The following is a 9,017-nucleotide window of genomic DNA, read 5'->3' on the forward strand; positions in this document are numbered from 1 at the left end:
TCGTTGACCGCGAAGAGCTTGCCGTGGCGGCGGGCGGCCTCGGCGAAGACGGCGAGGTGCTCCAGCTCCTCGCCGGCGGTGTCGACATCGTCCAGCTGCGCGACAAGGGCATGGAGGCCGGCGGCTCAGACGGCGAGCGCCTGGGCGCGCCGCTTCACCTCCGTGCCGCGGTTCTCCCGCAGCGCGTCGGCCGGGGTGCCCGGCAGGGTCGGGTCGGCGGTGAAGAGCCACTCCAGCATTTCCTCGTCGCTGAAGCCGTCGTCCCGCAGCAGCGTCAGGGTCCCGGCCAGGCCCTTGACGACCTTGCCCTCGCCGATGAAGGCGGCGGGCACCATGAGCACCCTGTTCTCGCCCCGGCGGACGGCGATCAGCTGGCCCTCCTTCACCAGCTGCCGCACGCGCGTCACCTCCACGCCGAGCTTCTCGGCGACGTCGGGGAGGTTGAGCCAGGCGGGAACAAGCGCGTCGATCTTTGCGTCAATCTCGGTCACGGGACAAGCCTGCCATCTGCCGCTGACAGCCGGTAGCCGGGTTGACCCGACCCGGGCGCGTCACGGTGCCGCGGCCCCCGCCGGAGCCCCGCCCCGCTCCGCTCAGAGCGCCGCGGACTTCAGCGGCACGGACGCGTCGGCGGCCTTCGCCCGGTCGAGGGCGGCGCCCTTCTCGATGAGCTTGCGGCCCTGCGCCAGGTCCCGGGGCCGGCCGACGGCCAGCAGGGCGACGAGGACCCCCTCGCGCAGCCAGCACACGCTCCAGGCGGCGCTCGCGGGGTCGCCACGCCACAGCAGTTCGTCGGCGCCGGAGTGGTGGCCCGCGTACTGCACGAACCGCCCGAACTGCTCGGACCAGAAGTACGGGACCGGGTCGTAGACCGGGCCCTCCTCGGTGCCGAGCACGATGTTCGCGGCGACGGTCCGCGGCCCCTGCATGGCGTTGTCCCAGTGGTGGACGAGCAGCCGCTCGCCGTAGCGCGCGGACGGGAACGACGCGCAGTCGCCCACCGCGTAGACCCCGGGCAGCGAGGCGCGCAGCCGCTCGTCGGCGACGACGGCGCGGTCCGCGCCGAGCTCGATGCCGGAGCCCTCCAGCCAGCCGGTCGCGGGCCGCGCGCCGATCCCGACGACGACGGCCCCGGCCGGCAGCCGGGTGCCGTCGGTCAGCACGACCGCGCCGGGCTCCACGCTGCCCACCCGTGCGCCGAGCATCAGCCGGGCGCCGCTCTCGGCGTACCAGGGGGCCATGCGCTCGGCGACCTCGGCGGGCACGGCGCCGGCCAGCACGCGGTCCGCGGCCTCGACCACGGTCACCTCGCAGCCCGCCTCCCGGGCGGCCGTCGCGACCTCGGCGCCGATCCAGCCCGCGCCGACGGCGACGACGTCGTGCCGGCGGGCCAGCACCGGCCGCAGCCGCACGGCGTCGTCGAGGGTGCGCAGCAGGTGGACGTCCGGCAGGCCCTCGCTGCCGGGCAGCCGGACCGGCTCGGCGCCGGTGGCGATGACGAGGATGTCGTACGGGACGGGCCCGGCCGCGGTGTCCAGCAGGCGCTCGGCGGCGCGCAGGCCCGTGGCCTCGCGCCCGAGCTGCAGGTCTATCCCGAGCGAGGCGAAGTCCACCTCGAACGCGGAGCCCTCGGCCTTGCCCAGCAGCACGGCCTTGGAGAGCGGCGGCCTGTCGTACGGGGGGTGCGGCTCGGCGCCCAGCACGGTGACGGTGCCGGCCCAGCCGTACTCGCGCAGGGCGACGGCGGTCTGCACGCCGGCCATTCCGGCGCCCACGATGACAACGCTCCGCTCACTGGCGGCAAGTGGTTCTTCCCGGTGCTCGCTCACCTGATCACTGTAGGGCGACGGCCGGTCCGTACCGGGGGCAGGTCCCCCGGCGGGTCCGGGGAGGAGCACCCCGCCGCAACGGCGATCAGCCACGGCGGCGAGGGTCCGGCGGAATGCGCGGGCTCCGCTGCGCCGCCGGGTCGACAGGCCCTCGCGGGGCGCTCCCGGCGCGTACTAGGGTGGCCGGTACAACGCACTCGCGGGAGCCCGGACGACCGGGCTGAGAGGGAGGCTGACCGGCCTCCGACCGTACGAACCTGATCCGGGTCATGCCGGCGAAGGGAGGGGCTGGACGCCTCATGGACGCGTCTACGACCACACCGGGCCGCACTCCGGCCGTGCCCGCCTGCGACGTCCTCGTCGTGGGCGGCGGGCTGATCGGCCTCGTCACCGCCTGGCGCGCGGCGCAGCGCGGCCTGCGCACCGCGGTCGCCGACCCCGCGCCCGGCGGCGGCGCGGCGCGGGTCGCCGCCGGGATGCTGGCGGCGGTGACCGAGCTGCACTACGGCGAGGAGCCGCTGCTCGCCCTCAACCTGGCCTCCGCGCGCCGCTATCCGGACTTCACGGCCGAGCTGGAGGAGGCGAGCGGCGTCGCCACCGGCTACCGCGCGTGCGGCACGCTGGCCGTCGCCCTCGACGCCGACGACCGGGAGCACCTGCGCGAGCTGCACGCCCTGCAGCAGCGCTGCGGCCTGGACGCGCAGTGGCTCACGGGCCGCGAGTGCCGCCGCCTGGAGCCGATGCTCGCGCCGGGCGTGCGCGGGGGGCTGCGTGTCGACGGGGACCACCAGACCGATCCCCGCAGGCTCGCGCGGGCGCTGCTCACGGCCTGCGAACGGGCCGGGGTCGCCTTCCACCGCGCCGAAGCCGTACGGCTGCTGCTCTCCGGCGACCGGGCCGCGGGCGCGGAGCTCGCCGGCGGGCGCCGCGTCCCCGCCGGGCAGGTGGTGCTCGCCGCGGGCAGCCGCAGCGGCACCCTCGCGGGCGTCCCCGCGGACGTCCTGCCGCCGGTGCGGCCCGTCAAGGGCCAGGTGCTGCGGCTGCGCGTCCCGGACGCGTACGCGCCCTTCCTCTCCCGTACGGTGCGGGCGGTCGTCCGCGGCGGCCCGGTCTACCTGGTGCCGCGCGAGAACGGCGAGCTGGTCCTGGGCGCGACCACCGAGGAGCTCGGCTGGGACACCACGGTCACCGCCGGCGGTGTCTACGAACTCCTGCGCGACGCCCACGAGCTGGTGCCCGGCATCACCGAACTGCCCCTCGTGGAGACCTCCGCCGGGCTGCGCCCCGGCTCCCCCGACAACGCTCCCCTGCTCGGCCCGACCGCCCTGCCCGGCCTGCACACAGCGACCGGCCACCACCGCAACGGCGTCCTGCTCGCCCCGCTGACCGGCGACGTCATGGCCGAGGCGCTGACCACGGGGCGCCTCCCCGAGGAGGCCCGCCCCTTCTCCCCCCGACGCTTCTCGAACGCGCTCCAGGAGCTGCCCGCATGAACCCCACCGACCCCACCGACACGCCCGAGGCTCACATGGGCATCAGCGTCAACGGCGAGCACCGCGAGGTGCCCCACGGCCTGACCCTCGACAGCCTGGTGGCGAGCATGACCACCGCGCCCGGCGGCGTGGCCGCCGCCGTCAACGAGGCCGTCGTGCCGCGCGGCCAGTGGCCCGCCACGCGGCTCGGCGCCGGCGACCGCGTCGAGGTCCTCACCGCAGTGCAGGGAGGCTGATCAGCCCTGATGGCCGACGACCTGCTCACCATCGCCGACACCTCCTTCAGCTCCCGGCTGATCATGGGCACCGGCGGGGCGCCCAGCCTCGACGTGATGGAGCGCGCGCTCCTCGCCTCCGGCACCGAGCTGACCACCGTGGCGATGCGCCGCCTCGACGCGAGCGTCCGGGGCTCCGTGCTGTCCGTCCTGGAGAAGCACTCCATCCGGGTGCTGCCGAACACCGCCGGCTGCTACACGGCCGGCGAGGCCGTCCTCACGGCCCGGCTGGCGCGCGAGGCGCTCGGCACGGACTGGGTCAAGCTGGAGGTGATCGCCGACGAGCGCACGCTCCTGCCCGACCCGGTCGAGCTGCTCGACGCCGCGGAGATCCTCGTGGACGACGGCTTCACCGTGCTGCCGTACACCAACGACGACCCGGTCCTCGCCCGCAAGCTGGAGGACGCCGGCTGCGCGGCGATCATGCCGCTGGGGTCGCCCATCGGCTCCGGCCTCGGCATCCGAAACCCGCACAACTTCCAGCTGATCACCGAGCGGGCCGGGGTCCCCGTGATCCTCGACGCGGGCGCCGGCACGGCCTCCGACGCGGCGCTGGCCATGGAGCTGGGCTGCGCGGCGGTCATGCTCGCCTCGGCGGTGACGCGCGCCCAGGAGCCGGTGCTGATGGCCGAGGCGATGCGGCACGCGGTCGAGGCGGGGCGGCTGGCGTACCGGGCGGGGCGGATACCGAAGCGGCACTTCGCCGAGGCGTCGTCTCCTGCGGAGGGCTTGGCCCGTCTCGATCCGGAACGTCCGGAGTTCGCTCAGTAGCAGGGGCTCCGCCCCTGACCCCTTTGTCCTCAAACGCCGGACGGGCTTAATTTTCGCTGAGCCCGTCCCATGGTTCTTGCCGGGTCAGGGCTCCGTCCGCGCCCTTTTAGACTCGTCGCGTGGATACGACGCTAGGGGACCCGTTGGTCGGGCAGGTGCTCGACGGCCGCTACCGGGTCGAGGCCCGCATCGCCGTGGGCGGCATGGCCACGGTCTACCGCGCCCTCGACACCCGGCTCGACCGGGTGCTCGCGGTCAAGGTGATGCACCCCGGCCTCGCCTCGGACACCGCGTTCGTGGAGCGCTTCATCCGCGAGGCCAAGGCCGTCGCGCGCCTCGACCACCCGAACGTGGTGGGCGTCTACGACCAGGGCACCGACGGCCCGTACGTCTATCTGGCGATGGAGTACGTACCGGGGTGCACGCTGCGCGACGTGCTGCGCGAGCGCGGGGCCCTGCAGCCCCGCGCCGCCCTCGACATCCTGGAGCCGGTGCTGGCCGCGCTGGGCGCGGCCCACCTGGCGGGGCTCGTGCACCGCGACATGAAGCCCGAGAACGTTCTCATCGGCGACGACGGCCGCGTGAAGGTCGCCGACTTCGGGCTCGTACGGGCCGTGGACACGAACACCACCGCATCCACCGGATCCGTCCTCGGCACGGTGTCCTACCTGGCCCCCGAGCAGCTGGAGCACGGCACCGCCGATCCGCGCGTGGACGTCTACGCGTGCGGCGTCGTCCTCTACGAGATGCTGACGGGCGCCAAGCCGCACACCGGCAGCACCCCGGCCCAGGTCCTCTACCAGCACCTGCACGCGGACGTCCCGCCGCCGTCGGCGGCCGTGCCGGGGCTGGCCGCCGGGCTGGACGGGCTCGTCGCCGAGGCGGCGTCCCGCGACCCGCAGCTGCGCCCGGCCGACGCGGTCGCGCTGCTCGGCCTGGCCCGCACGGTGCGCGAGGGGCTGAGCGACGAGGAGCTGGACGCGCAGCCGCCGCAGGCCCTCCCCGGCGCCGCCGCCGGCCGGCGCGCGGCCGGTCCCGAGGACCGGACGAGCGTGCTGCCCAGGCCCGCGGCCCGGCCGCTGCCCGCGGAGGACGGCGAGCAGCACCTGAACCGGACGACGCGCCTGGACGCCCCGCCCGCGCCCCCGGTGCCGCCGGCACCCCCCGCGGGCCCGCGCGGCCGGTTCGCGCGGCTGCCGCGGCGCGGGGTCGTGGCCGTGGTCGCCGCCCTGCTGGCCGTTCTGGTCGGCACCGGCGTCTGGTACATCAACGCGGGCCAGTTCACGACCGTCCCCGCCGTCCTGGACATGACCCGCGAGAAGGCGGAGCGGACGCTGGACGGCGCGGGGCTCGGGGTGCGCACGAAGGAGGACTTCAGCGACACCGTCGAGCGCGGCCACGTCATCGCCGCCGACCCGGCGCCCGGCAAGCGCATCCGCAACACCGGCAAGGTGACGATCACCGTGTCGCGCGGCCCGGCCCGGGCCGAGGTGCCCAACGTCGCCGGCATGCCCTTCGACGAGGCGAAGAAGAAGATCGAGGGCGCGGGGCTGACCGTCGGCGAGGTCGGCAAGCAGTTCAGCACCGAGACCCCGCAGGGCTCCGTGCTGGCCAGCGACCCGAAGCCGGGCGAGCAGCGCCGGCCGGAGGCTCCGGTCGCGCTGACCGTCAGCAAGGGCGCGCCGCTGGACGTGCCGGACGTGCGGGGCATGTCCCCGGACGCCGCGACGGCCGCGCTGCGCGACAAGGGCTTCGAGGCGAAGGTGTCGGACACCCAGGTGTTCTCCGACCGCGCCAAGGGCTCGGTGGCCGAGCAGTCCCCCGGCACGGGCGACAAGGCCGCCAAGGGCGACACGGTCACCCTCACGGTCTCCAAGGGCAGGGAGATGCTGCCGGTCCCGGACGTCACCGGCAAGAGCGAGGCCGAGGCCAAGCGGCTGCTGACCGAAGCGGGCTTCAAGGTGAAGGTCGACAAGCCGTTCTTCTTCCCGCAGGACTCCGTGGACAGCCAGTCGGTCAAGGGCGGCGAGCAGGCCGCCAAGGGCGACACGATCACCATCAAGCTCAAGGGCGGCCTGTGACCGTGACAGCAGCGGTGGACGAGCCGGCCGCGGGCAGGCCGCGAAACCCTGTGGGCGGCCACGTGCCGGTGGCGGGCGGGCTCGCGAAGACGGGCCTCGCCTACGCCCGGGAGATCGGGGCGGAGACCCTGCAGGTCTTCGTCGCCAACCCGCGCGGCTGGGCGACCCCGGCGGGCAACCCGCGCCAGGACGAGGAGTTCCGCGCCGCGTGCGCGCAGGAGTCCCTGCCGGTGTGGGTGCACGCCCCCTACCTGATCAACTTCGGCTCGCACACCGAGGCGACGGCCGAGCTGTCCGTCGCGTCGATGCGGCACTCGCTGCGCCGCGGGCGGGCCATCGGGGCGCGCGGCGTCGTCGTGCACACGGGCTCGGCGACGGGCGGGCGGCCGCGCCGCGCGGCCCTCGCGCAGGTGCACGAACGGCTCCTGCCGCTGCTGGAGGAGCTGACCCACGACGACGACCCGTGGCTGCTGCTGGAGCCCACGGCCGGGCAGGGCGCCTCGCTGTGCTCGCTGATCGAGGACCTGGGCCCGTACTTCGAGGCGCTGGAGCACCACCCGAAGCTCGGGGTGTGCCTGGACACCTGCCACGTCTTCGCGGCGGGCCACGACCTGGCCGGGCCGGGCGGCATGAAGGCCGCGCTCGACGAGCTGGTCTCCGTGACCGGCGAGGGCAGGCTGAAGCTGATCCACGCCAACGACTCGAAGGCCGCCGTGGGCGCGCACCTGGACCGGCACGAGAACATCGGGGCCGGTCACATCGGCGCCGACCCGTTCGGTGAGCTGTTCCGCCACCCGGCGACGGCCGGCGTGCCGCTCACGATCGAGACGCCGGGGGGCAAGGAGGGGCACGCCGCGGACGTGGCCCGCCTGAAGGAGCTCCGCGCGGGCGCCTGCTAGGGCGCGGCTAGAGCTCGGGGCCTTCCCCGGGCTGTTCCTGGTAGGAGTAGCGCTGCTCGCGCCAGGGGTCACCGATGTTGTGGTAGCCCCGCTCCTCCCAGAAGCCGCGCCGGTCCGCGGTCATGTACTCCACGCCCCGCACCCATTTGGGCCCCTTCCAGGCGTACAGGTGCGGCACGACGAGGCGGACCGGGAAGCCGTGCTCGGCGGTGAGCTGCTCGCCGTCCTTGTGCGTGGCGAAGATCGTCTGCTCGGCGGTGAAGTCGGCCAGCCGCAGGTTCGAGCTGAAGCCGTACTCGGCCCACACCATCACATGGGTGACGCCGGGCGCGGGCGGGGCGAGTCCGAGGATCGTACGGGCCGAGACGCCGCCCCATTCGGCGCCGAGGACGCTGTACTTCGTGACGCAGTGCAGGTCGGCCGTGACCGTCGTGTACGGCAGGGCGGTGAACTCGTCGTGCGTCCAGCAGTGCTTGTCCCCGTCGGCGGTCGAGCCGAAGACGCGGAACTCCCAGCGGTCCGGCTTGAACCTCGGCACGGGGCCGTAGTGCGTCACCGGCCAGCCGCGCTGGAGGCGCTGCCCCGGAGGCAGCGCGGGGGTACCGCCCGGCGGTGGCTGGGGGAGCTCCCCTTTGCGGCTTTCGGTGTCTTCAGAGGGCCCCATGACATCCATGGTGTCAGACCTTTCGGGGCGCCCGTGACCAGGGGTTCCCCTATACGGACAACTCCCACTAAGTGTGCACTTACTGGACGGTCACCGAGGGCGGTGCGAGGATGCGCGCAACCTGCCAGTCACCCCTGCTTGGAAGGAGCCTCTGCGATGCAGGGCGACCCCGAGGTCATCGAGTTCCTCAATGAACAGCTGACGGCCGAGCTGACCGCGATCAACCAGTACTTCCTGCACGCGAAGCTGCAGGAGCACCACGGCTGGACCAAGATCGCGTCACATACGCGCGCCGAGTCCTTCGACGAGATGCGGCACGCGGAGACCCTCACCGACCGGATCATCTTCCTGGAGGGGCTGCCCAACTACCAGCGGCTCTTCCACGTCCGGATCGGCCAGAGCATCACGGAGATGTTCCAGGCCGACCGGCAGGTGGAGGTCGAGGCCATCGACCGCCTGCGGCGCGGGGTGGAGGTCATGCGGGCCAAGGGCGACATCACCTCGGCCAACATCTTCGAGTCGATCCTCGCGGACGAGGAGGACCACATCGACTACCTCGACACCCAGCTGGAGCTGATCGAGAAGCTCGGCGAGGCGCTGTACATCGCACAGTTCATCGAGCAGGAGAACGGCGGGGCGGACTGAGCCCCGCGGGAGCGGCTAGGCCGCCCGGGACTGCGCCAGCGCGGGTATCTCGGCGCTGAGCACGCCGGGCTCGCCCTGGTCGGCCAGCTCGCGGCGCGGGCACGCCCCGCGGCCGAGCAGGGCCTGGATGCGGCGCACGCAGCTGCCGCAGTCGGTGCCCGCCTTGCAGGCGGAGGCTATCTGCCGGGGCGTGCACGCGCCCTTGCCCGCATGCTCACGCACCTGCTGCTCCGTGATGCCGAAGCACGAGCAGACGTACACGCGGTTCACCGCCCAGCCGGGATTGATCAATAAGGTAACCCTTACCTTACCCGGCCCGGTGGCCGAATCACAACGCCGTGGGGGGGGGGGGGGGGGGGG

Annotated in this window: 10 protein-coding genes, 1 pseudogene and 1 riboswitch; of the genes and pseudogenes, 6 read left to right on the plus strand and 5 right to left on the minus strand. The window is 74.1% G+C overall.

Annotated features, from left to right (window positions below):
- From ACSNOH_RS30955 to ACSNOH_RS30965, 3 genes and pseudogenes are all read right to left on the minus strand, one after another.
- Positions 1 to 77, minus strand: a pseudogene (locus ACSNOH_RS30955) (thiamine phosphate synthase); the annotation flags it as partial.
- Positions 78 to 125: 48 nt separating this feature from the next.
- The gene (locus tag ACSNOH_RS30960) at positions 126 to 491 is read right to left on the minus strand and encodes an Rv2175c family DNA-binding protein (RefSeq protein WP_436724769.1); all 366 of its coding nucleotides are present in this window, start codon (positions 489 to 491) and stop codon (positions 126 to 128) included.
- A gap of 102 nt (positions 492 to 593) precedes the next feature.
- Positions 594 to 1,763 carry an NAD(P)/FAD-dependent oxidoreductase gene (locus ACSNOH_RS30965; protein WP_436724776.1) on the minus strand — a complete coding sequence of 390 codons (1,170 nt, stop codon included), beginning with the start codon at positions 1,761 to 1,763 and terminating at the stop codon, positions 594 to 596.
- A gap of 255 nt (positions 1,764 to 2,018) precedes the next feature.
- A riboswitch (TPP riboswitch) is annotated at positions 2,019 to 2,130 on the plus strand.
- On the opposite strand from ACSNOH_RS30965, the gene thiO reads away from it, so the two are divergent.
- The 5 genes from thiO to ACSNOH_RS30990 all read left to right on the plus strand — a co-directional run bounded on the left by thiO (position 2,129) and on the right by ACSNOH_RS30990 (position 7,348).
- Positions 2,129 to 3,322 carry a glycine oxidase ThiO gene (gene thiO / locus ACSNOH_RS30970; protein WP_436724770.1) on the plus strand — a complete coding sequence of 398 codons (1,194 nt, stop codon included), beginning with the start codon at positions 2,129 to 2,131 and terminating at the stop codon, positions 3,320 to 3,322. (Overlaps the previous riboswitch by 2 nt.)
- Positions 3,323 to 3,357: 35 nt before the next feature.
- The gene (gene thiS, locus ACSNOH_RS30975) at positions 3,358 to 3,558 is read left to right on the plus strand and encodes a sulfur carrier protein ThiS (RefSeq protein WP_436724777.1); all 201 of its coding nucleotides are present in this window, start codon (positions 3,358 to 3,360) and stop codon (positions 3,556 to 3,558) included.
- A 9-nt stretch (positions 3,559 to 3,567) separates the two neighbouring features.
- A complete protein-coding gene (locus ACSNOH_RS30980) occupies positions 3,568 to 4,368 on the plus strand; it encodes a thiazole synthase (RefSeq protein ID WP_436724771.1) in 801 nt (266 codons plus the stop codon).
- A gap of 119 nt (positions 4,369 to 4,487) precedes the next feature.
- Complete coding sequence (gene pknB, locus ACSNOH_RS30985) at positions 4,488 to 6,449, plus strand: Stk1 family PASTA domain-containing Ser/Thr kinase (RefSeq protein WP_436724772.1); 1,962 nt, start codon at positions 4,488 to 4,490, stop codon at positions 6,447 to 6,449.
- Positions 6,446 to 7,348 (plus strand): deoxyribonuclease IV, encoded by a 903-nt coding sequence (locus tag ACSNOH_RS30990; protein WP_436724773.1) that lies wholly within the window; start codon positions 6,446 to 6,448, stop codon positions 7,346 to 7,348. The genes pknB and ACSNOH_RS30990 overlap by 4 nt, the downstream gene beginning before the upstream one ends.
- A 7-nt stretch (positions 7,349 to 7,355) precedes the next feature.
- Here the strand turns inward: ACSNOH_RS30990 and ACSNOH_RS30995 are convergent, their stop codons facing one another.
- Positions 7,356 to 8,021, minus strand: a complete 666-nt coding sequence (locus ACSNOH_RS30995) for a sulfite oxidase-like oxidoreductase (RefSeq protein WP_436724774.1) — start codon at positions 8,019 to 8,021, stop codon at positions 7,356 to 7,358.
- A gap of 147 nt (positions 8,022 to 8,168) precedes the next feature.
- Here ACSNOH_RS30995 and bfr point away from each other — a divergent pair, with 147 nt between their 5' ends.
- Complete coding sequence (bfr, locus tag ACSNOH_RS31000) at positions 8,169 to 8,657, plus strand: bacterioferritin (protein ID WP_436724775.1); 489 nt, start codon at positions 8,169 to 8,171, stop codon at positions 8,655 to 8,657.
- A gap of 15 nt (positions 8,658 to 8,672) precedes the next feature.
- Here the strand turns inward: bfr and ACSNOH_RS31005 are convergent, their stop codons facing one another.
- Positions 8,673 to 8,927, minus strand: coding sequence for a (2Fe-2S)-binding protein (locus ACSNOH_RS31005; protein WP_436724778.1), 255 nt, complete (start codon positions 8,925 to 8,927; stop codon positions 8,673 to 8,675).
- Between the last annotated feature and the right edge of the window lie 90 nt (positions 8,928 to 9,017).

The organism is Streptomyces sp. URMC 127, assembly GCF_051386535.1.
GTDB lineage: Bacteria > Actinomycetota > Actinomycetes > Streptomycetales > Streptomycetaceae > Streptomyces.